General features: G+C 72.3%; 16 protein-coding genes and 2 pseudogenes. 10 read left to right on the forward strand and 8 right to left on the reverse strand.

The features are described 5' to 3' along the window. Positions 1-31: 31 nt before the first annotated feature. From OG504_RS38980 to OG504_RS38990, 3 genes and pseudogenes are all read left to right on the forward strand, one after another. The gene (locus tag OG504_RS38980) at positions 32-1,933 is read left to right on the forward strand and encodes a TIR domain-containing protein (protein WP_405994009.1); all 1,902 of its coding nucleotides are present in this window, start codon (positions 32-34) and stop codon (positions 1,931-1,933) included. A gap of 124 nt (positions 1,934-2,057) precedes the next feature. Then, positions 2,058-2,832, forward strand: a pseudogene (locus tag OG504_RS38985) (nucleotidyltransferase domain-containing protein). A gap of 191 nt (positions 2,833-3,023) precedes the next feature. Beyond that, a complete protein-coding gene (locus OG504_RS38990; RefSeq protein ID WP_405994010.1) occupies positions 3,024-4,889 on the forward strand; it encodes an FUSC family protein in 1,866 nt (621 codons plus the stop codon). An 18-nt stretch (positions 4,890-4,907) separates the two neighbouring features. On the opposite strand, the gene OG504_RS38995 is transcribed toward OG504_RS38990, so the two are convergent. Beyond that, a complete protein-coding gene (locus tag OG504_RS38995) occupies positions 4,908-5,858 on the reverse strand; it encodes an endonuclease/exonuclease/phosphatase family protein (RefSeq protein ID WP_405994011.1) in 951 nt (316 codons plus the stop codon). A 160-nt stretch (positions 5,859-6,018) separates the two neighbouring features. On the opposite strand from OG504_RS38995, the gene OG504_RS39000 reads away from it, so the two are divergent. From OG504_RS39000 to OG504_RS39015, 4 genes are all read left to right on the forward strand, one after another. Beyond that, on the forward strand, positions 6,019-7,371 hold the full coding sequence (locus OG504_RS39000) for an amidohydrolase (protein WP_405994012.1): 1,353 nt from the start codon (positions 6,019-6,021) through the stop codon (positions 7,369-7,371). A 22-nt stretch (positions 7,372-7,393) separates the two neighbouring features. After that, complete coding sequence (locus OG504_RS39005; protein ID WP_405994013.1) at positions 7,394-8,584, forward strand: cytochrome P450; 1,191 nt, start codon at positions 7,394-7,396, stop codon at positions 8,582-8,584. Positions 8,585-8,693: 109 nt separating this feature from the next. Further along, the gene (locus OG504_RS39010) at positions 8,694-9,383 is read left to right on the forward strand and encodes a DUF899 domain-containing protein (RefSeq protein ID WP_405994014.1); all 690 of its coding nucleotides are present in this window, start codon (positions 8,694-8,696) and stop codon (positions 9,381-9,383) included. A 170-nt stretch (positions 9,384-9,553) separates the two neighbouring features. Beyond that, positions 9,554-9,736 (forward strand): hypothetical protein, encoded by a 183-nt coding sequence (locus OG504_RS39015; protein WP_033287136.1) that lies wholly within the window; start codon positions 9,554-9,556, stop codon positions 9,734-9,736. A 4-nt stretch (positions 9,737-9,740) separates the two neighbouring features. Here OG504_RS39015 and OG504_RS39020 read toward each other — a convergent pair whose 3' ends face one another. The 3 genes and pseudogenes from OG504_RS39020 to OG504_RS39030 all read right to left on the reverse strand — a co-directional run. Next, on the reverse strand, positions 9,741-11,552 hold the full coding sequence (locus tag OG504_RS39020; protein WP_405996550.1) for an ABC transporter ATP-binding protein: 1,812 nt from the start codon (positions 11,550-11,552) through the stop codon (positions 9,741-9,743). Positions 11,553-12,157: 605 nt separating this feature from the next. Beyond that, on the reverse strand, positions 12,158-12,601 hold the full coding sequence (locus tag OG504_RS39025) for a hypothetical protein (RefSeq protein ID WP_327404868.1): 444 nt from the start codon (positions 12,599-12,601) through the stop codon (positions 12,158-12,160). Between the two features lie 383 nt (positions 12,602-12,984). Then, positions 12,985-13,593 (reverse strand): annotated as a pseudogene (locus OG504_RS39030) (ATP-binding protein); the annotation flags it as partial. Positions 13,594-13,929: 336 nt separating this feature from the next. Here OG504_RS39030 and OG504_RS39035 point away from each other — a divergent pair. The 3 genes from OG504_RS39035 to OG504_RS39045 all read left to right on the forward strand — a co-directional run bounded on the left by OG504_RS39035 (position 13,930) and on the right by OG504_RS39045 (position 15,971). Next, the gene (locus OG504_RS39035) at positions 13,930-14,790 is read left to right on the forward strand and encodes a helix-turn-helix transcriptional regulator (protein ID WP_352183810.1); all 861 of its coding nucleotides are present in this window, start codon (positions 13,930-13,932) and stop codon (positions 14,788-14,790) included. Next, positions 14,791-15,045 carry a DUF397 domain-containing protein gene (locus tag OG504_RS39040; protein WP_019060458.1) on the forward strand — a complete coding sequence of 85 codons (255 nt, stop codon included), beginning with the start codon at positions 14,791-14,793 and terminating at the stop codon, positions 15,043-15,045. 104 nt (positions 15,046-15,149) lie between these two features. Continuing rightward, positions 15,150-15,971, forward strand: coding sequence for an SAM-dependent methyltransferase (locus tag OG504_RS39045; protein WP_405994015.1), 822 nt, complete (start codon positions 15,150-15,152; stop codon positions 15,969-15,971). Positions 15,972-15,990: 19 nt separating this feature from the next. On the opposite strand, the gene OG504_RS39050 is transcribed toward OG504_RS39045, so the two are convergent. The 4 genes from OG504_RS39050 to OG504_RS39065 all read right to left on the reverse strand — a co-directional run bounded on the left by OG504_RS39050 (position 15,991) and on the right by OG504_RS39065 (position 21,938). Beyond that, a complete protein-coding gene (locus OG504_RS39050; RefSeq protein ID WP_405994016.1) occupies positions 15,991-16,686 on the reverse strand; it encodes a fused DSP-PTPase phosphatase/NAD kinase-like protein in 696 nt (231 codons plus the stop codon). A 64-nt stretch (positions 16,687-16,750) separates the two neighbouring features. Next, the gene (locus OG504_RS39055) at positions 16,751-17,668 is read right to left on the reverse strand and encodes a hypothetical protein (RefSeq protein ID WP_405994017.1); all 918 of its coding nucleotides are present in this window, start codon (positions 17,666-17,668) and stop codon (positions 16,751-16,753) included. Further along, positions 17,665-20,115 (reverse strand): PEP/pyruvate-binding domain-containing protein, encoded by a 2,451-nt coding sequence (locus OG504_RS39060; protein WP_405994018.1) that lies wholly within the window; start codon positions 20,113-20,115, stop codon positions 17,665-17,667. The genes OG504_RS39055 and OG504_RS39060 overlap by 4 nt, the downstream gene beginning before the upstream one ends. Positions 20,116-20,450: 335 nt before the next feature. Continuing rightward, the gene (locus OG504_RS39065; RefSeq protein WP_405994019.1) at positions 20,451-21,938 is read right to left on the reverse strand and encodes a glutamate synthase subunit beta; all 1,488 of its coding nucleotides are present in this window, start codon (positions 21,936-21,938) and stop codon (positions 20,451-20,453) included. Positions 21,939-22,112: the final 174 nt, after the last annotated feature.

The following is a 22,112-nucleotide window of genomic DNA, read 5'->3' on the forward strand; positions in this document are numbered from 1 at the left end:
CTCCCCGGTACCCACAGTAGGGTAAGCCGTCGTGTGGGATGTCTTCCTCAGCTACAGCCGCGGTGACGTGGAGCGGGTCCGACCGCTCGTGCAGGTGCTGCGCGACGGCGGGCTCGAGGTGTTCACCGACGAGACCGGGGTCGCCTCCTTCGCCGGTATCAGCGACACCATCCGGCGCGAACTGGCCCGCTCCAAGGCGCTGCTCGCCTACTACTCCACCGGCTACCCCGAACGCGAGGCCTGCCAGTGGGAGTTGACCACGGCCTATCTGGCGGGCCTGGCGGAGGGCGATCCACGCGGCCGCGTCATGGTCGTCAACCCCGAGCCGACCTCCGACCACATCCACCCCGTCGAACTCCGCGACGCCCGGCACGCCTCGGCCGACGACCCCGCCGCCCTGGTGGCCGACGTACGCGAGCACGTCGCCCGCCTCGACGGCCCGATGGCCATCCAGGAACGTGCCGTACGACGCTGGCTGTTGGGCTCCCCGGAGCCGCGCCTCGACTTCCTGGGCCGTCTCTCCGAGCTCTGGCAGGTGCACTCCGCCCTGCACGCCCACTCCGCGCCCCTCGTCACCGGCCGCGACGCCCCGCGCGCCGTACAGATCCGCGGCATGGCCGGCATCGGCAAGTCCGCGCTCGCCCAGGAGTACGCCCTCCGCTTCGAGGCGGCCTACCCGGGCGGTGTCTTCTGGGTGAGCGGGCAGGCCTACGACGACTCCGTGCGGGCCCTTTCCGACTCCGACGTCACTCCCGTCGGCGCCGACGGACCGTTCCTGTGGATCGTCGACTCCGTCCCCGCCGATCGGCTCACCGCCCGCGACATCGCCGCGATGGCGGCACCCCACCCGCTCGGCCGCACCGTCTTCACCCTGCGCAGCCGCGCCTACGCCGGAATCGGCACCCCCGTAGACCTCGAACCGCTCGACGCCCTTCACGCGCGCGTGCTCGTCGGCGGAGACGAGGCACTGGCCGAGGCGGTCGAAGGTCATCCGCTCGCCCTCGGGCTTCTGGGGCGCGCGATCCGGGCCGGGCATCATCCGCGCGAACTGTACGACCGGCTGCACGCGCGTGGGGGTTCGCTTCTCGACACGCTCGCCGGGACGGACGTGACCGGCGCCCTCGTACGGGACGTGGACACGGCGGAGGCCGCCGACGTCCTGCGCTGCGCCGCGGTACTGCACCCGTTGCCGCTGACGGTGGAGGACGCGGAACGTGTGCTCGCCGCCGTCGACCGGGTGCCCAGGGCCGTCGCCGCCCGGCGGGCCGGGAACGGCGTCGGCGAACTGCGGGTGCGCAGCCTGCTGGCGCCGGTGGCCGACGGCGGCTGGCGGCTCCACCCGGTCACCCTGCACGCGTGGCACCACCACGACCCGGCGCCCGCCCGCACCGAGTCCCTGCGGCACGCGGCCCTGCGGACCCTGTGCGGCCGCCGCGACCCGGTTACGCTGACCTTCCCCGGCAGCCGGAGGGAGGCACCCATGGCAGCACCCAGTGAATCGGAGCGGATGGCCGCCTTCGACATCCAGGTCGAACTGGTCACCCGGATCGGGGTGCAGGAACTGGCACCGGGCACGGGCAGTCTGCGCGAGGCGCTGGCGTCCCTGAAGTCACTGATCGACTTCACGCGCGGGACGCTGCACACGTACAGCATCGGCCTCGAACGCGGCTCCGGCGCACCGACCGTCCAGAGCCTCGCCTACACACTCATCAACGACACCATCCGCCCCTTCACCAGCACCTGGCACCCCCGCCTCGCCGCCTACGAAGCGCGCTGCCCGGCGGGCACGGCCCCCCTCGACCACGAGGTCGCCTGGCCGCAGGCCGAGCCGATGCGTACCGAACTGACCGCCCTGCGTGAGCCGTTGCGGCGCATCGCGGAGGCGCTGGGCGGTATCTCGGGGGCGGACTTCGGGATGGCGGCGACGGGCTGAGGGGCGGCGCGGCAATGCGGGGCGCCGGGGCGAAGGGGCGCGCCTTAACGCGTGGCGGCCTGCCCGCTCCCTGCGTACGCTTCCGGCGATTCCCGCCCCCGGCCGACCAGTTGGAGCCGCAGCCGTGCCCACGCCCACGTCCACCGACGACGCGGAGTTCCTCGACGCCACCGCCGACCGCCTCGCCACGCTCCCCACCGTCCAGGCCGTAGCCCTCGGTGGCTCCCGCGCCCAGGGCACTCAACGCCCCGACAGCGACTGGGACTTGGCGGTCTACTACCGCGGGCCCTTCGACCCCTCCGGCCTCCGCGACCTCGGGTGGGACGGCGAGGTCTCCGAGGTCGGCGGTTGGGGTGGCGGGGTCTTCAACGGGGGTGCCTGGTTGACCGTCGAGGGGCGGCACGTCGACGTGCACTATCGCGATCTCGACGTGGTGGAGCGGGAGTTGGCGGAGGCGGAGGAGGGGCGCTTCCGGGTGGAGCCGTTGCTGTTCCATCTCGCCGGGATTCCCAGCTACTTGGTGGTCGCGGAGCTGGCGATCAACCGGGTCCTGCGAGGCGAACTGCCCCGCCCGGACGGCTATCCCGCGAAGCTGCGGCACTCCGCCGCCGAGCGTTGGCACGGCACCGCCGATGCCACCCTCGCGTACGCGCGGGCCAACCACGTCCCGAAGGGGCGGCTCACCGAGGTCGCCGGTGCGATCGCCGTGGCCGCCGTACAGGCCGGGCACGCGGTGCTGGCGGGGCGGGGGGGAGTGGGTGACGAACGAGAAGCGGTTGCTGGAGCGGACCGGGCTGCGGTCGGTCGACGGGATCGTGGCCGGGCTGCGCCCCGGACCGGATGTGCTCGACCGTGCGGTTTCCGACGTGGGGGCGCTGTTCTCGGCGTTGCGTTCATAAAGAAAGCGGCTTTACGGCCAACCTTCACACCGCCGAAATGCGCGCGGCCCGTTCCGCACAAGGTCGCGAACTACCGTGGACACCACGGCTACCACCCCAGCCGCCCGCACCGGCTTCAGCACCCGCTCCAGCTACCGCCCCGGCCACCGTCGCCCGAAGGCACACCCCGCCCTCGTCAGGACAGGAGCCCTGTGTCCCGTCGTACCGCCGCGTTCTCGCTTCCGCCCTGGCTCGCCCACACGCTCCGTGCCCAGCGCGGGCCGGTTCCCTGGAGCGCGGTCACGCGCGGGGCGCTGGCCGCCGGGCCGTTGCTGACGGTGGCCGTGCTCGTGGGGCGGACGTCTCTCGGGGTGCTGGCCGCGCTCGGGGCGATGCTCGCCGGGATCAACGACCGGCCCGGCAGCCGGCGGGCCTCGGTCAAGCGGCTGGGCGGGCCCGCGCTCGCGGGTGCGGCGGGGCTGCTGATCGGGACGTACGCCGGGGCCCATGTCGGGGCTGTCGTGCTGACGCTTCTCTTCACCGGGATCGGGCTGGTCGCCGGCGGTTTCAGTGCCATCGGGCCCGTCGCTTCCGGTGCCGGTACGCAATTGCTTGTCGCCTCCGCCATCGGCGCCGGCATGCCCCTGCCCGAACCGGGATGGCAGCGGGCCCTCGCCTTCCTCGCCGGGGCCGCCTGGCTGGTCCTGCTGCGGCTCGCGCTGCCCACGCCCGGGGCCATCGCCGGTGACTACCGGTTCGACGGCGAGCGGCACGCCATAGCCGCCGTGTACGACGCGATCGCCGCGCTGCTCGACGCCAGCGGTGGGCCGGAGGCGACGGGGCGGCGCGCCGCGCTGACCGCCGCGCTCGATCACGCGCAGGACGCGCTCGCCGGGCCGCGGCTGCGGCGGTACGCCAGTTCGTCGGCCGAGCGGCGGCTGCACGGACAGTACGCCGCCGCGCTGCCGCTCGCCGAGGCCGCGACCGCGATCGCCTGGGCCGGGGAGGCGGTGTCCGCCCGGGCGGGGGAGGGGCCGCGTCGGCTCGCCGCCGCCGTGCGGGACAACGCGCCCACCGGGCCGTTGCCCGCGCCCAACCGTTCCGCGCCCGCGCTGCGCGCCCTCGACGACGCCCTGCTGCACGCCGCCGACGCCTTCGACCAGGCGGAGGGGAGCGAATCGAGTCTGCACACGCGTCGGCGTACGCCAACTGATCTGCTCCGTAAGGCCTTTGGGGCCGGAGGGAGGGAGTACGGGCTGCGGGTGGCTCTGTGCTTCGGGGCCAGTGTCGCCGTCGCCCAGGCACTGCATCAGGCCCGCTGGTACGGGCAGCACGAGCACTGGTACTGGCTGCCCGCCACCGCCGTGTTCCTCGTCAAGCCCGACCTCGGGCCGCTCGCCTCGCGGGCGCTGAGCCGGGCGGCGGGGACCGTGCTGGGGGCGCTGGTCTTCGCCGGGTTCGCCGCCGTGCTGCCCCGGCCCGAAGGGCTGGTCGCGCTGGTGGCGCTCAGCGGTGCGCTCATTCCGGTCGCCACCCGGCACTTCGCCGCGCAGACCGCCGTCGTCACCGTTCTGGTGCTGTCCCTGGTGATGGTGGGCGGGGAACCGCAGGCCTCCGCCGGCCGGATCGGGGAGACGCTGCTGGCCTGCGCGATCGTGCTGATCGTCGGGCATCTGCCGATGCCGGGGGAGCGCGGCGGGGGCGTACGCGCCCGGCTCGGGGCCGCGGGCGTCGCCGCGCACGCCTACCTCGTGCACGTCCTGAGCGAGTCCGACGACCGCGCCGAACGCTGGACCCTGCGCCGCGAGGCCTATCGCACCCTCGCCGAGGCCCGCGGCGCCATCGCCGTCTCCGCCGCCGAACTCCCCGCCCTCGCCCGGCACACCGAGGGCACGGACGAGGTCGCGGCCGTCCTCGAACGGCTCGTCGATACGACCACTGCCTGCGCCGTCCATCTCGATGACACGGGACGGCTCACGTCCCGCCACATTGAGCAACTCACCCAGCTGCTGGAGGAGTTCGAGCGGGGGCGGGGCCGGGTCGGGCTGCGTGCGATCGAACTGACCATCGCCGTCTAGGTACTTGGACCGGCTCGGTCAGTTCATCCGCACCCACACCGGCGCGTGGTCCGACCCCGGTGCCTCCCGCCGTTTCGCCGGATCCGGTCCCACCGACGGGAGTTGAGGAGCTCCCTCACCCGGCAGTCCCGTCCCCGCCGCCGCCACCCGGTGGACCAGGTGATGGCTGAGGAGGAGGTGGTCGATCAGCTCGCGGCGCCCGGAGTTGATCCGGGAGTAGCGCTGGTCGGCCGGGATCAGCGGGGCCACGTCCCACAGGCGGACCGCGTCGCCCTGGTCGGCGCGGTCGTAGCCGGGCGTGCCGATCTCCGAACCCGGCGGGCCGAGCAGGATCTGGGTGGTCGCGGCCTGCACCTCGTCGTTCATGTCGCCGAGCACGGCCACGTCCCGGGTACGGCCCTCACCGGCGAGGAGTTCGTCGGCCAGCGCGCGCAGGGTCGCCGCCTCGGCGGCCCTGCGGTAGAGGGCGTAGGCGCCGTAGCGGGCCCGTTCGCCCTCGTCGTGCGGGAAGAAACGGTCGCCCGGGTACGTCAGCAGCTTCGACTTCAGGTGGGCGACCGCCACCGTCAGCGGGCCGGTCGCCGTCGTGACCTCCACCGCCAGGAAACCCCGGCCCGCGCCCGGTTCCTCGGCGCCCGAGTCGTCGGACTGCACCGGGCGCAGGTGGGGCGGGAACGTGTTCGTGTCGGCGACGACCCGCGGCTGCGTACGGCTGAGGAAGCCGACCCGGATGCCCCGGACGTCCGGATGCGCGGAGGTGGCGGTGTGCCACTCGCCGTCCAGCATCCCGGCCAGGTCGTCCAGAGCGGCCGGGTCGCCGACCTCCTGGACGCCGAGCAGTACCGGGTCCAGTTCCGTGATCACTGCGGCGAGGGAGGCGAGCTTCGTCTCGTAGGTGGCCTTGTCCTTCGGGCCTGACGGGCCGCCGGGACGGAACAGGTTCTCCAGATTCCAGGTGCCGAGGAGCATGCGGGCCCCTTCCAGAAGCCTTGGTCGTGAAGGTTTGTTCGTGCGCCAGAAGCCTGGGCGGTGAGGCAAGCGTGCTGGTCCGGGGCGGCTCGCGACAGCGCCACGCCGGGATGCGCGGTTCGGCTCACGCGAGGCGAGGACGGCGTCGTACGTTGGGAGTGTGAGCCACTCTCCCGTCGATCTCCTCGTCACCGGCTGCACCGTCCTCGTCCACGACGACCAGGAGCGCATCGGCTTCGAACAGGACGCGGCGATCGTCGTACGGGACGGGCGCGTCGAGTCGGTGACAAGCGCGGCGGACGTGGTCGGCCTCGCCGCCGTCGAACGCATCGACGCGCGCGGGCAGATCGCCCTGCCGGGGCTGATCAACTGCCACACCCACGCGCCGATGGTCGCGTTGCGCGGGCTCGCCGAGGACCTGCCCACGGAGGAGTGGTTCAACGACGTCGTGTGGCCCGTCGAGTCCAACCTCACTGAAAAAGACGTGGAGTTGGGGGCGCGGCTCGCCTGCGCCGAGATGATCCGCGCCGGGGTCACCAGCTTCGCCGACCACTACTTCTCGATGGACACGGTCGCCGCGGTCGTCGCCGAGTGCGGGATCCGCGCGCACCTCGGCGAGGCCTACTTCTCCTCCCAAGGTCCTCAAGGCCGGGAGAAATCCCTGGAGTTCGCGCTACGGCACCGGGGCACGGCCGACGGCCGCATCACCACCGCCCTCGCCCCGCACGCCCCCTACACGGTGACCGAAGCCGACCTCGCGGCCACCGCCCGACTCGCCCTGGAACACGGCCTCCCCGTCCACATCCACGCCGCCGAGAACCGCGACCAGACCGACACCAGCCTCGCCCGCCACGGCGTCACCCCCGTCGAAGTCCTCGACCGTGCGGGCCTGTTGGCCACCGACCTGCTCATCGCCCACGGCACCGGCATCATCGACCGCGACCTCCCGGTCCTGGAGCGCGCGAGCGGCCGTACGGCGGTGGCCACCGCGCCCCGGGGATACCTCAAGTTCGCCTGGCCGGACACCACTCCGATCCGCGCCCTGCGTTCCATCGGCGTGCCGGTCGGGCTCGCCACGGACGGTGCCGCCTCCAACAACTCCCTCGATGTGTGGGAGTCGATGGCCCTCACGTCGTTGGTACAGAAGTCCGTCGAAGGCGATCCGCGGTGGCTGACGTCCCGTCAAGCCCTGCACCACGCAACCCTCCAGAGTGCGCGGGCGGTCGGGCTGGGGGACTCGATCGGGTGCATCGCGCCGGGGCGGCGGGCCGACATCGTCCTCGTCGACCTCACCGGGCCGCACACCCGGCCCGTGCACGACCTCGCAGCGACCCTCGTGCACAGCGCCCGTTCCGCCGACGTCCGCACCACGATCGTCGACGGCCGGGTCCTCATGCGCGACCGCGAGCTGCTCACACTCGATGTGCCCGCTGTCGTACGGGAGTTGGAGGAGCGTTTGCCGGCTCTCGTCGACCGGAGTCACGGCCGTCGCATCCAGGAATACGACACCTGAGCCGCGCCTCTAGGCTGTTCCCATGGATCTCGCGGACGGCCTTCTCGACCACCCGTACGACGTGTACCGGCGCCTGCGCGACAGCGCCCCCGTGCACCGCATCGCCGGCCCCGACGGCACCCCCGCCTGGCTCGTCACCCGGTACGACGACGTGCGGGCGGCGCTGGCAGATCCGCGGCTCTCGCTGGACAAGAGGCACGCCACGGCCGGGACTTACCAGGGGTTCTCGCTGCCGCCCGCGCTCGACGCGAACCTCCTCAACATGGATCCGCCGGACCATACCCGCATCCGGCGCCTGGTCGGCCGCGCGTTCACCCCGCGCCGAACCGAGCAGCTCCGTACGCCGATCCGGCGCACCGCCGACCAACTCCTCGACGCGCTGGGCGAGTCGGGCGACACCGACCTCATCGCCTCCTACGCCGCGCCCCTCCCGGTCACCGTCATCTGCGACCTGCTCGGCGTGTCCGACCGGCACCGGCGGGACTTCCGGGTGTGGACCGACACCCTCGTCGCACCCGCCCCCGGGACACCGCCCGAGGCCGGCAAGCACGCGGTCGTCGCGATGCTCGGCTTCTTCACCCAACTCCTCGCCGACAAACGGGAAGAGCCCGGCGATGATCTTCTGTCCGACCTGATCGTCGTGCGCGACGAAGGGGACCGGCTCAGCGAGGACGAGCTGATGTCCCTCGCCTTCCTCATCCTCTTCGCCGGGTACGAGAACACCGTCCAGCTCATCGGCAACGCCGTGCTCGCCCTGCTGCAACACCCCGAGCAGCTGGCCGCGTTGCGTGCGGACCCCGCCCAACTCCCGGCCGCCGTAGAGGAGTTCCTGCGGTACGAAGGGCCCGCGCTGCTCGCCATCCGGCGTTTCCCCGTCGAGGACGTCACGATCGGCGGGGTCGCCATCCCCGCCGGTGAGACAGTGTGGGTGTCCGCGTCCGCCGCGAACCGGGACCCGGAGCGCTTCCCCGAGCCCGACCGGCTCGACCTCTCCCGTGACACCTCCGGGCATCTCGCGCTCGGGCACGGCATCCACTACTGCCTGGGGGCGCCGCTCGCCCGTGCCGAGACGGAGATCGCGCTGGCCGCGCTGCTGGAGCGGTTCCCGCGGCTGGAGTTGGGGGTGGGGGAGAGCGAGGTGCGGTGGCGGCCTTCGCTGCGTGCCCGGGGACTGCTCGCGCTTCCGGTGACGTACGCGACGAAATCCCTCTGAACATCCGCCCCCCGCTGAAGATCTCTCCGAGAAACTTTCCGACGCGGCGATGAGTTCCGGTCCTCCCTCCGGTCCACCCCTCAACGGACCGTTGTCACAGGAGGGCCCCATGTCGCTTCCGGAGATCGTCTCGCGTGCGCAGTGGCGCGCGGCGCGCGAGGAACTGCTGGTCAAGGAGAAGGCGGCCACGCGCGCGCGGGACGCGCTCAACGCCGAGCGGCGCGGGCTGCCCATGGTGGAGGTCGACAAGGAGTACCTCTTCGAGGGCGGCGAGGGGAAGGCCACCCTGCTCGACCTCTTCGAGGGGCGCGGCCAACTCGTCGTCTACCACTTCATGTTCGCGCCCGAGTGGGACGCGGGCTGCAGCAGCTGCTCGGCGTTCCTCGACCAGATCGGGCATCTCGCCCACCTGAAGGCGCGCGGCACCACGTTCGCCGCCGTGTCGAGGGCGCCGTACACGAAGATCCTGCCGTTCAAGGCGCGGATGGGGTGGACGCTGCCCTGGTACTCGTCCTTCGGCGGGGACTTCAACTGGGACTTCGAGGTCACGTTCGTCGGGGACGGGGAACCTGTCGAGCGGCCCGGTGTCAGTTGCTTCCTGCGGGACCGCGACCGGGTGTTCCACACCTACTCGACGTACGAGCGCGGGCTCGACGGGCTCGGCTCGACCACCACCTTCCTGGACCTGACCGCACTGGGGCGGCAGGAGGAGTGGGAGGAGCCGAAGGGGCGCGCGTCTGCGCTGGGGGCGCCCGCCGGCAGCGCGCGCGTGCTTTATCACGACGAGTACGAGGACTGATACGGAAAGTGCGGGGAAAGTACGCGACCGGGTGTCGACTATGTCTCAGTACCGTCACTTCGCGAGCCGTTCACCGTACTGTCGGCGTTTAACTCTATGAGGCTTCACGACGGTCTCCTCTGCGAGGCGTCATGAAGCTCTGCGAGTTCAGCACGACAGGGAGGTAAAAGGTGAACGGGCGAACGGTGCTTGAGAGCTTTCCCGCCGGCGGGCCGCGTGGCTCGTGGCCGGCGGAGGAGTTCGCGCAGGCGCGCCGTCTGGAGGGCCTGCAGGCTGAGGTCGTCATGGACATCGCGACCGACGCGTTCCTGGTCATCGTGCGCAGCGGCGACGTCGTGGACGTCGCCGCCTGAGAGGTCAGCCCGCCTTCGGGGCGGGCACCTTCGCCGTGAACTGGTCCGCCTGGAGCGCGTACAGCTCCGCGTACACCCCGCCGCTCGCGAGCAGTTCGTCGGGCGTCCCGGACTCCACCAGCCGCCCCTGATCGAGCACATGCACCAGATCCGCGTGGCGTACGGACGCCAGCCGGTGCGTGATCAGCACGACCGTCTGCCCGGTGCCGGCCAGTGCGCGGATCTTCTCGAAGACCTCCAGCTCGGCCCGGGCGTCGAGGGCCGCCGTCGGCTCGTCCACGATCAGGATGCGGCCCCTGCGATAGGCGGCCCGCGCGATCCCGAGCCGCTGCCACTGACCGCCCGACAGCTCGTGCCCGCCGCTGAAGTTGCGGGCCAGCAGCGTGTCCAGGCCGCGCGGCAGATCCGCGACCACGTCCTGAGCACCGGCCTCGGCGACGGCAGCCGTCAGCCGCTCCTCGGTGAGCGGCGCCGCTGACCGCCCGACGGCCACGTTGACGCGGGCGGTGAACGGCCAGCGCTTGAAGTTCTGCGCCACCATCGCGATCCGGTCGGCCAGTTGCTGCCGATCGGCTGTGGCCGCATCGACGCCGTCCCACAGGATCCGGCCCCGGTCCGGGCGGTACAGCCCGGCCAGCAGCTTCACCAGGGTCGTCTTGCCGGAACCGTTCTCGCCGACCAGCGCGATGATCCGGCCGAGCGGGAGGGCGAGGGAGACGTCGTCGAGCGCGGGGTGGGTGGCCTCGCCCGGATAGCTGAACGTGACGTTCTCGAAGCGGATCTCCCGCGGCTCCTCGGGCAGCGCCGCCCCGCCGACCGGGATCGCCCACTCGGTCGCCTCCTCGTACAGCTTCTGCAGATCGCCCACGAACAGGGCCTCCTCGTGCAGCTGGTTCACCGCAAGCACGAGCGTGTCGAGGCTCGCGGAACCGGTGCGGATCGCGATCACCGCCGTACCCGCCACCGAGAGCGCCATCGCCCCGGACAGCAGCAGCCCGCCCAGCGTCGCGTACGTCGCCGCCGTCGCGAGGCCCGTCCAGGTCGCCGCGATCAGCCCCGTGCGGGCCGTGAGCCGGGCCAGCCGGGCCTGTTCCGCCTCCGCGCTCTCCGACATCTCGTGGAAGTGGTGCAACAGGAACGGCCCGACGCCGTGCACCCGGATCTCCGGGGCCGCCTCCGGCTCGGTGAGCAGCGAACCGATGAGACGGCCGGCCCGGACGTGCTGCACCCAGGTGTGGAACGACTCGTAGTGCCGCCGCGCGTTCGTCAGCGCGCCCCACGCGCTCGGCAGCGTCATCGTCGCCAGCAGCGGGAGCAGCGCCGGGTGCAGCGCGGTCAGCACGCCCGCCGCCGCGATCAGCGAGATCAGCGCGTTCATGACGTTCGTCGCGTACGAGATCATGCGGCGGGCCGACATGGCGCCGTACTGCGCGGTGTCCAGCAGCTTGTGGAACGCGTGGTCCTCGATCGCGGCCAGCTCCACGGCCGCCGCCCGCTCCAGATACAGCTCGGTGGCGACCCGCTCCACCTTCGGTTCGAGTCGCCCGGTCGCGTACGTCGACGCGGCCCGCAGCAGCGCGCCCACCAGCATCACCGCGGCCATCGTGACCAGCGCGGGGACGGCACCGCGCAGCCGGTCCGCGATGGGACCGCCGGTGATCAGCCGCCCCAGCACGCTGTTGACCGCGAGCAGACTCACCGCCTGCGTCGCACCCCGGCACGCCTCGGCGCCCAGCACCACCCGCGCGGCCCGCGGATCGGCCTGCCAGGCCAGCCGGAAACTCGACCTCAGCATCGCCGGCAACCGCGTCACCATGGACCGGAAGCTCAGCTCCAGAAACGCGTCGTTGTGCTGACTCCACCCCGTGTCGTACCGCAGGGGCCCACCAAAGAGCAGCCGCTCCGACGCGGACGGCTCCCCCGGCCCCGAGTCCCCCTTGCCCTTGCTCCCCACCGCCGACCTCCCCCGATCGTGGACGAACGGCCACTATCGCGGGGTGGGAGGGGTACGGGGGAGAGCGCGGGAAGGTGGGGCGGGGACGCGCGGGCGTACGCCGGGAGGCGGAGGGGCGGGGTCGTGCGGGTGCGCGGCTCCGCCGCGTTGGGATGGCGCGGGGAGGGGGCGCCGCCCGTCGAAAACGTGGCGGGGTTTTGTCGGAGTGTGGCTGTGCGCGGGGAGGGGGTGACGCTCGTCGAGAGCAAGGCGGGACCCTGCCGATGTGCGGCGCAGCCGCGCGGGCCGGGCGCATCGCGCCCCAAAGGGGCGCGGGGAACTGCGCGACCAGCCCCCACCGAACCCGCAGCCAAAACTCCATCGAACCCGCAGGGAACCCCCTACCGAACCCGCAGTCAAAACTCCACCGAACCCGCGGGGAGAACCCCCACCGAACCCGCAGACAAAACCGCTCAACCCGCGGAGCGCTACGCGCTGATGGGCCGCGACCAGGACGGCGTAGTCCCCGTAACCCGACACACCGCCAGGTACAACGGAATCGGCGGCGTATACGGCAGCTTCCCGTCCGGCTTGTGGATGAGACCGGGCGCGCGAGGCGAGTCCGGCACCAACGCCCCCGTGGTGTACCGCGCCGGCGCAGGCCAGTCCAGCGCGTAATCGGAGTCGGACGGAACGATCCACCACCAGTGCGCCTCGTCGGCGTAGACACAACCGACGCGCGGCAGCCGGGGCAGAACCAGCGGTCCGAAACGCGCCGGCACCGCCACCGCGTCACAGCCGAGCGGCGCCGTCATGCCCTCCGGGACCGCCAGACGGCGCGGCGCACCGGGCCCGTGCAGCGCACGCCCCAGCCGGACCAGCGTGTCGAGACTGAGCACCTGGCCGGGACGAGACCCGCCGCTCACACCCATTCGACCCCCGTACCGAAGTCGCCGAAGCCACTGGAATCGCCGAGCCCACGGGAATCCGCGAACCCGCCGGAATCCACGAACCCGGCCGATTCCCCCGTCTCCGCGGAGTCCGGGAGGTCGCCGGCGTCCTGGTGTCCCCGGCCCCTGAAGAGACCCGTGGTCTCCTGACCGAGGCCCCCGAAGTGGCCCGCGCCCTCCCGGCCCCGCGTACCGGAGGCGGACCCACGAGCAGGGCCACCTCCGGTTTCGTGCTCCCGGCCCCCGAAGCCGCCGAGGTCCAGACCTCCGAAGTCGCCGGCACCCCCATGCCCGCTGCCGGAGGCACCCCCATGCCCCCGCCCCGGAAATACGCCCAGATCCTCGAATGCCCCGAAGTGTGCCGTCGCCTCGTCCTCGTCGCCCGAACCGCCCGACGGACCCGGCTTGGGTCGTGCGCCCCAACCCAGGTCGTTGAGCGGTACGGAACTGTCGTGGACGGGGGCCGGGTGGTGGCCGTGCGCCGGGTCCGCCTGCCGAGGCAGGTCGGCCCAGACCAGCAGGCCGGGTCCGTGTTCCTGTGCGCCCCAGGCCCGGCAGAGCCCGTCGATGAGAAGCAGTCCCCTCCCGTGCTCCTCATCGGGCCGCTGCGGGGAAGGGCGCGGCTCACCGGGAGCGCAGCCCTCGTCACGGACGGCTATCCGCACCAGGTCGTCGCCATCGTGGAGCTCGCAGACTATGTGGCTGCTCGCGGTGTGCACGATCGCGTTGGTGACCAGCTCGGAGACGACCAGAACCGCCGTGTCGCAGGTGTCCTCGCACACGGACCAGCCGGACAGCCGGGCCCGCGTCAGGCGTCTCGCCTGGGCCGGGGAACCCGGATGTGCGGCCAGCTCGAACCGGAACCGGCGCTCGGCAGCGGCCCCACCAGGGACGGCTCCCGGAGCAGCACCGAGACCGAGGCGGCCTGCGGCGGCGTCTGTTCCTAAGGGCGCGGACGGAATCACGCTTGCCACTATCGCCCCGCCGTGAACACTTGGCAAGTGTCACTATGAAAAATGCAGAGTGCCGTATGACGCTCTGCACGGTCGTGGCACACTGCTCGCAACAGAAAGTCGCGCGGCGCCAGTTGGGATCTCCGGAGGTCTGTCCCGATCTTCGAATGAGTCTTCGAATGGCGCCGCAGGGCTGTCAGGATTCGGTTCGCCGGGATCGGTCCGTCGGGCCGCGAGAACCCTTTCGCCGGGCTGTACGGACGTATGCGCTGTCCGTACTCAACCCATTACTCGGCACTTGTCACTCAGCAGTCGGCACTCAGGTCATTACCCGGTACTCATTCGTGGAGGTGGAGCGTGAGCGAGCCGCGGTCCGCACCGACGGTCGGCCAGGTCGTCCTCGGCCGGCGCCTGCTGGACCTGCGGGAACGCGCGGGACTCAAGCGCGAGGAGGCCGCCCGCGTCCTCCGCGTCGCCCCCGCCACGGTCCGCCGCATGGAGATGGCGGAGGTGTCTCTCAAGATCCCCTACCTCCAGCTCCTCCTGAAGTCCTACGGCGTCTCCGACGAGGAGGCCGAGGCCTTCGTCCAGCTCGCCGAGGAGGCCAACCGGCCCGGCTGGTGGCAGCGCTTCCACGACATCCTGCCCGGCTGGTTCTCGATGCACGTCAGCCTGGAGGGCGCGGCCGCGCTCATCCGGTCGTACGAACCGCACTTCGTGCCCGGGCTGATGCAGACCGAGGAGTACGCGCGCGGTGTGCTGAAGTCCGGTGCCATCGGCCAGACCGATCCCGACGACATCGAGCGCCATGTCGCGCTGCGCATGCAGCGCCAGGACCTGCTCACCCGTCCCGACGCGCCCCGCTTCTGGGTCGTCATGGACGAGACCGCCCTGCGCCGCCCGGTCGGCGGCCCGGAGGTGATGCGGGCCCAGATCGACAAACTGCTCGACGCCACGAAGCTGCCCAACGTGACCCTGCAGGTCGCCCCGTTCTCCTCGGGGCCGCACCCGGGCACGTACGGGCCCTTCGTGCTGTTCCGATTTGCCATGTCAGAACTGCCCGACATGGTCTACAGCGAGTACCTGACCGGCGCCGTCTATCTGGACGCGCGCGAAGAGGTGGCGACCCATCTCGAGGTCATGGACCGCATGGCGGCGCAGGCCGCTACGGCACATCGCACGAAGGAGATCCTCAAGGATCTCCGCAAGGAGCTGTGAATGGATCGCATCAAGCCGCGTATGAGCGTCTACAACGGCATGCCCGCGCGGGACTTGGGAAGCGAAGGCTGGCACAAGCCGTGGAGCGGCGGCAACGGCGGCAACTGCCTGGAGGCGATGAAGCTCGCCGACGGCCGGATCGCCGTCCGTCAGTCCACCGACCCGGACGGGCCGGCCCTGATCTACACGACCGACGAGATGACGGCCTTCATCGAGGGGGCGAAAGCGGGCGAGGCGGATTTCCTGCTCTCCTGACGGACCTGTGCTGAATGCTTTTTCCTTCCCGAACCTCCTTATTTTGGTACTGACTTGATCACATATTGCCGCACCATCCTCTGTACGACCTTATGGAGCACGCCATGACCGTGCGGCCCACCGACAGGATCGACGAGACCGTCGAGATCGACACCAGCAGGCCCCACCCCGCCCGCATGTACGACTGGTACCTCGGCGGCAAGGACAACTACCCCGTCGACGCGGAGATGGGCCGCCAGATGCTCGCCCTCGACCCGAGGGTGCCGGTCATGGCACGTGTCAACCGCGCGTTCATGCACCGGGCCACCCGCTGGCTCACCGAGCACGGCGTACGGCAGTTCCTGGACATCGGCACGGGCATCCCGACCGAGCCGAACCTGCACCAGGTCGCGCAGGCCGTCGCGCCCGAGTCACGTGTCGTCTACTGCGACAACGACCCGGTCGTGCTGGCTCATTCGGCGGCCCTGCTGCACGGCACACCCGAGGGTGCGACCGCGTATGTGCAGGCCGACGTGCGCGATCCCGACGCCGTCGTCGAGGGCGCGCGAGCGGTCCTCGACCTCACCCGGCCCGTCGCCCTGTCCCTCGTCGCGCTGCTGCACTTCGTCCCCGACGAGGACGGCGCGCACGAGCTGGTCGACGGCCTGCTGTCCCAACTCCCCACCGGCAGCTACCTGATGATGACCCACGCCACCGCCGACTTCACCCCGGAGGAGTCGACGGCGGCGGTCGAGAAGCTCACGGCGGCGGGCATCAGCCTGACCCTCCGCTCCCGCACCGGCTTCGCCCGTTTCTTCACCGGCCTCGACCTGGTCGAGCCTGGGGTGGCGGTGGTCGACCGGTGGCACCCGGAGCTGGGCGAGCCGGTGCCGGGCCAGGACGACGGCACGATCCCCGGCTACGGCGCGGTGGGGCGCAAGCCCTGACCCCGCCCGGTGCCGGGCTTCAGAACCACGACAGCATGCGTCGTGGCGCGTCCACCAGCCGGCTGACGGCGACCACCGGCAACGGCGGTTGCTCCAGCCGGCCCGGGCCCGGGCCGAGGCTCAGCGCGTAGTAGATCTGCTCGATCGACGGCGGCCCGACGGCGAGATTCCGCCGGACCGCCCGCGCCGACGACGCCTCCCCGGTCCGCACGAGATACGCCGCCGCCATCGTCCCCGTACGGCCCACCCCCGCACCGCAGTGCACGAACACCGGCCCGGCGGCCGCCGCGACAACATCGAGAAACCGCCCCACCTGCACGGGAGTTGGCGTCTGCCCGTCCCGAATGGGCAGTCGTACGACGTCCAAGCCGGCCCTGCCCGGTTCGGCGAGCTGCGCCGAACTCAGGTCCTCGGCCCGCAGATCCACGACCGTGGTGAAGCCTAGGCGGGCCAACTCCCGGTAGCCGCCGGGGGAGGGAGCGGCACCTCGCCACAACTTCCCCTCGGTGTCGACGGGTTGGAAGTGATGGATGCCCTGCACGGTACGGGTCCCCGGTGGTGGCGGGGTCTCCTCGCGTGCCCAGTACGACAGCGCGAGGATGCCGAGCGCGCCGGTGGCCCACAGGGCGAGGTAGCCGAGGGCGACGACGAGGAGAAGTCTCATCGCGCGCCTGGGCAGGCGGAGTTGGGGCGAGGGCGTGAGAACGGTTGCCATGGGCGACCCGGGGTGCTCGGGGACGGGGGCGCCTTGGCATCGTACGTCCGGATTGCGCGTCGGGTCAGTCGTCGTCCGCGTCCGTGTCGCCCATGCCCATCACAGTGAGGTGGGCGCGGTCGAGGGCCGCGTCCTCAAGGCAGCCGCGCAGCCGCATACGGTCGTGTTCGGCGAGCGCGGGCCGTACGACCCCGGCGAACATGCCGTCGCCGAGGCTGCCGAGCGTGGCGTGGTTCAGCGGCACGGAGGTGGAGTCCCGGCAGCGTTCCCAGACCTGCTGCGCGGCGAGCGCCTGCCGTTCGGCCGTCATGTCCCCGCCCCGCACGTCGACTTGGACGAGCACCGAGGTCGCTTCCGAACCACTCGCGCTCTGCTCCCGGGTCTGGGTGAGATCGGCGAGCCCGACGACCAGTGCGGCGAGCAGCGCGGCCCCGACGACACCGACGACGGCTGTGCGGGCGACGCGGCCCTTGGAACGCCGGCCCAGCGCGGGCCGGTCCTCCAACTCACCCACCACCGCGCCCGGTTCGGGGACGGCGAGGACGGCCAGTCGTCCGGCGAGGCGCCGTTCGGCCGGGCGCCCGGTCGCGGAGGCGATCCGCTGGACCACCCAGGCCAGCCCGGACAGCAGCACCCCGGTGACCATGAGGACGGGCACGAAGACGTACGTACGGTCGGCGGTGTCCTCCAGCCAGCGGAAGCGGGCACCGTCGCGCTCGGCGGACGTCTGCCGCAGCCGACCCAGCACATCGTCCTGACGTGCCGTCAACTCCCGTTGCCTGGCGTCGCTTTCCTTCACCCGTTCCTCGATCCGGGTGAGCCGGGCCAGCAGCACGATCCCGAGCAGCATCACCTCGACGACCAGCAGGAGGATCCCGCAGAGGATGGCGCGCTGCCATTGCCAGCGGTACAGGTAGACGACGAGGTAGGTCCCCGCTCCGGCGGCGGCCAGGCTTCCGAAGACGTAGGCGATGCGTCTCACCGGGTGACCTCCGTCCGCTCGTTACTCGTCCGCGCCTCGCCCGTCCGTACGTCGCCGGTGGTGCCGTCGACGGTGACGCGTGACCCGGGTGGGAAGCGCCGTACCGCGTCGGTCGCGCCGACCACGGCAGGCAACCCGAACTCCCTGGCCAGCACCGCGAGATGGGACAACGGGCTGCCGGTCTGGGCGACCAGCGCGGTGAGTTGGGGCAGGAGCGGGGCGAACGACGGGTCGAGGGTGCGGACGACGAGCACGGCGTCGGAGGGGCGCGGCCCGGTCCCGTCCCAGACCGTCCCGACGGCCCGCCCACCGGACACGCCCCGGCCGTCGCCGTCGTCCTTGCCGCCGGTGCCGGTGCGTTCGGCGACCACCGTGCCCTCCGCCGCCAGCCGGAAGGCGTCCGGCAACGGCGGCGACTCGGGCTGCGGCACGCGCGCGTGGAGATCGCCGGGCAGGGGTTCACCGTCGAGTACGGCGGCCAACTCCCGCCAGCGCAACAGCCCTACGCGGTCCGCGGCGGCCGGGCCGAACCGACGCGCGGCCTCCCGCACGAGGCGTACCTGGAGCTCTTGGACCCAGCGGATACGGAGGCGGAGGGATTCGCGGGGTGGGAGGGAGGGGGTGCGGGAGGCGGTGAGGGGGATGGGGGAGCGGTGGTTCGTTGGTGCGGGTGCGGGTGCGGGTGCGGGTGCGGGTGCGGGTGCGGGTGTAGGTGAGGGTGTAGGTGAGGGTGTGGGCGTGGGTGTGGGCGTTGGAGAGGGGCCGTTGCTGCCGTGTGTCGGTGTGGGGGCGGACTCCGGCGGCCGGTCGTCGGGGTCGTTCTCCCGGCTCGGTCGGGCGGCCGGTGTCTGTTGCCGGGGTGGGGCGTTCGGTGTCTGCCGCTCGGGAGGGGCATCCGGTGTCTGCCGCTCGGGAGGGGCGCCCGGTGTTCTCCGCTCGGGCGGCGCGACCGGCCGCTGTTCCGGGCCGGCGTTTCCGGAACCCGGCACCGGGTCCTGCGGCAAGCGCCCCCGCCCGTGGCCCCGCAGGCTCGGTGCCGTGAGCGCCAGGATGATCGGGCCGGCGGCGGCTGCCTGCTCGTCCGGGATGTCGAGGGCCCGCGTCTCCGCGAGGGCGGTCAAGGCGGCCCCCGCTGCCGTGCGGGACTTGGGCGGCTCGTGCAACAGGGCGCCCGCGAGGGCCTCTTGGGCGTGCAGGGAGACCAAGGCGGCGCGGGTCCAGCGGAGTTGGGCGGCCAGGTCGGGGCCGGGTAGTTCGCCGGGGGCCGGGACCTGGGCGAGCCTGCGGTCGACGTCCGCCACGAGGTCCGCGGACAGCCCGGGCAGCGCCGCGGTGAGCCGGCCGACCCGCCAGGCCGCTCCGAGCCGCCGCGCTCCCGGCGCCGGGTTGAGCAGGGCCAGCCAGCGGCGTCTGGGCGGGGCCGCGCCGAGCAGCCGTAGGTCGGCCGCGGCCCACCCGCCGACCGTCGTGACCACGGGCACCGTCCGCAACAGCCGACGCGGCGCGCTGCCCGCGATGTCGAGCGCGGTGGTCAGCCCGCGGGCCATCGGCGTGACCCACAAGTCCTCTTCCAGCGGCTGGAGTTGCTCCGGCAGTGTCTCCGCGACCGGCCCCGGCCCGAGCAACCGAGCCCCGCGCGACGGCCGCGCTGCCATGGCGGTGATCGGCCGGCTCTGGAACAACCACAGCCGCCCGACCCCGACTTGATCCCCTTCCTCTTCGAACCCGAATCCGAACTCGATGTCCTGCGGCCCTCCGAACACCTGCCGCGCCCGGCGCGCGAGCCGGGCCAGCCGCCGTAGCTCGGAGGGGGTGAGCAGCGCCTCGGCGGTCGGCGGATCGGTGCGCAGCAGTCGCCCTCGTCGGCTCAACCAGTAGTTGGTACCGGCCTGTTCACCGCTGACCAGACTGTCCGGACCGCCGCGCACCGCGCTCACCAGCATCCGGTCGGCACGCCCCTCGACGGGGTCGGCACCGAACATCACCCCGCCGACCCGAGCCGTCAGCATCGGCTGCACCAGCACCGCCATCGGCGCGGTGGACCCGTCGGGCCGGTGCGCCGAATCGAGCACGGTCCGCACGGCCGCACAGAAGGCGGACCACCCGCGCACATCGAGCACGGAGGCGAACTGCCCCGCCAGGGAGGACTGTTCGGTGTCCTCCTGCGGTGAGGAGGACCGTACGACGAGGGGCAGTGCACCGGATTCGGAGAGGTCCCGCCAGGCGCGGCGCACGGTGGCGGGGTCGTCGCCCGCGCCCTCGGGGATCACGAACCCGGGAAGCACGGGCAGCCCGGCCCGGGCCGCGCGGGCCAGGTTCGCCGCCTTGGAACCGGCGAACAGGGGCTGTATCGCCGTGAGTTGACCGAGGGGGACGGCGGCGTCCGGGCGGTACGCCCCCGCCGCCTCCCGCGCGTCCTCGCCATGACGTTCGTCGAGCGTCGTCATCAACACCCTCCAGGACCGACCGCCAACAGGGGGGACACGCGGGGGTGGCCCTGCGCCTGACGACGGAACGAAGGATGGGGGCGCCGCCGCGCCCGACCCCACTCCGGGCCGACCACGACTCGCCTCCTGCGCCGATGATCCCACCGCAGTTGGCCCACAGGTCGGCCGGAAGCCGCTTTCCGGCCCGCCTCCGAACGATTTCGTGAGCCGGGAGGAGAACCCGCCCCACGCCTCGTACCGGCGCAGTACGCCCCTCCTCATCCCCAGGTGTGAGCACGGACGTACGGCTGCTCATCCGGCAGCAGGGACACCTCGCCGCTCCCGCCTCCGCCGCCTCACACGGTCATCGGGCGGTCGTACGGCCCGATGGGGGCCGGGAGTTGGGAACTCCCCGTCAGATAGCGGTCGACGGCCGCCGCCACCGCCCGCCCCTCCGCGATCGCCCACACGATCAGCGACTGCCCGCGCGCCGCGTCCCCGGCGACGAACACCCCGCGCGCACTCGTCGCGAAGTCCGCGTCCCGGGTGATCGTGCCGCGCGGCGCCATCGCCAACCGCAGTTGATCGACGAGGCCGTCCTCCCGGTCGGGCCCGGAGAAGCCGAGGGCGAGCAGCACGAGATCGGCGGGCAGGCCGCGCCCGGAACCGTCCAACGGGCGCCGCTCCGCGTCGACTTCGACCAGGTGCAGGGACCGCACGTGCCCGTCGCCGTCACCCTCGAAGTGGAGCGTCGACGCCGCGAACATCCGCGCGTCCGCGTGCGCCGCCGGAGCCGTCTCCAGGTCCCGCGCCTCCTCGTGCGCGGCCGAGAGCCGATAGATCTTCGGATACGTCGGCCAGGGCTCCGCGTCCTCGTCGCGCTCGGCGTCCGGCTGGGCGTAGATGTCCAACTGCGTGACGGACGCGGCCCCTTCACGCACCGCCGTACCCAGGCAGTCGGCTCCCGTGTCACCACCGCCCACGATCACGACATGCTTCCCGGCGGCGGACAGGGGAGAGGCCGCCAGGTCGCCCTCGCACACCCGGTTGGCGAGCGGCAGGTACTCCATCGCCTGATGGACGCCGGTCAACTGCCGCCCCGGCACGTCCAGTTCACGCCAGGCCGTGGCTCCCGTGGCGATCACCACCGCGTCGTAGCGCGCCCGCAGTTCGGCCGCCCCGATGTCCCGCCCGACCGTCGTCGACGTACGGAACTTGGTGCCCTCGGCCCGCATCTGCTCGAGCCGCCGTTCCAGATGCCGTTTCTCCATCTTGAACTCGGGGATGCCGTACCGCATCAGGCCGCCGAGCCGGTCGTCCCGCTCGTACACGGCGACCGTGTGCCCGGCGCGCGTCAACTGCTGTGCCGCGGCGAGGCCGGTGGGCCCGGAGCCGATCACCGCGACGGTCCGCCCCGACAGCCGGTCCGGTGGCCGAGGTGGCGCGAAACCGTCGGCCCAGGCGCGGTCGGCGATGGCGACCTCGACGTTCTTGATGGTGACCGCGGGCTGGTTGATGGCGAGCACGCACCCCGCCTCGCACGGCGCCGGGCACAACCGCCCGGTGAACTCGGGGAAGTTGTTGGTGGCGTGCAGCCGGTCGGCCGCCGCGCGCCAGTCGTCGCGGCTGACCAGATCGTTCCACTCGGGGATCAGATTGCCGAGCGGGCAGGCGTCGTGGCAGAACGGGACACCGCAGTCCATGCACCGGTCGGCCTGCTTCGTGACGATCGGCAGCAGCGCGCCCGGGACATACACCTCGTCCCAGTCCCGCACGCGCTCCGCGACGGGCCTGCGGGGCCACTCCTCGCGCGGAGTGGTCATAAAACCCTTGGGATCGGCCATGGTCGTCTTCCTTGCGTCCGCGTACGACAGGCCGTGCGTCATCGGGCGGCACTCTTTCAGCCACGATAAGGCCCCCGGGCCGGGCGCGCAGAGTGGGACGAGACGGCTTTCTCGAGCGGCCCGCAGGCAGCTCCGCGGCCCCTCACCAGCGTCCGCTCAGGTGATCATGTGGTT

Source organism: Streptomyces sp. NBC_00986, from assembly GCF_045162565.1.
GTDB lineage: Bacteria > Actinomycetota > Actinomycetes > Streptomycetales > Streptomycetaceae > Streptomyces.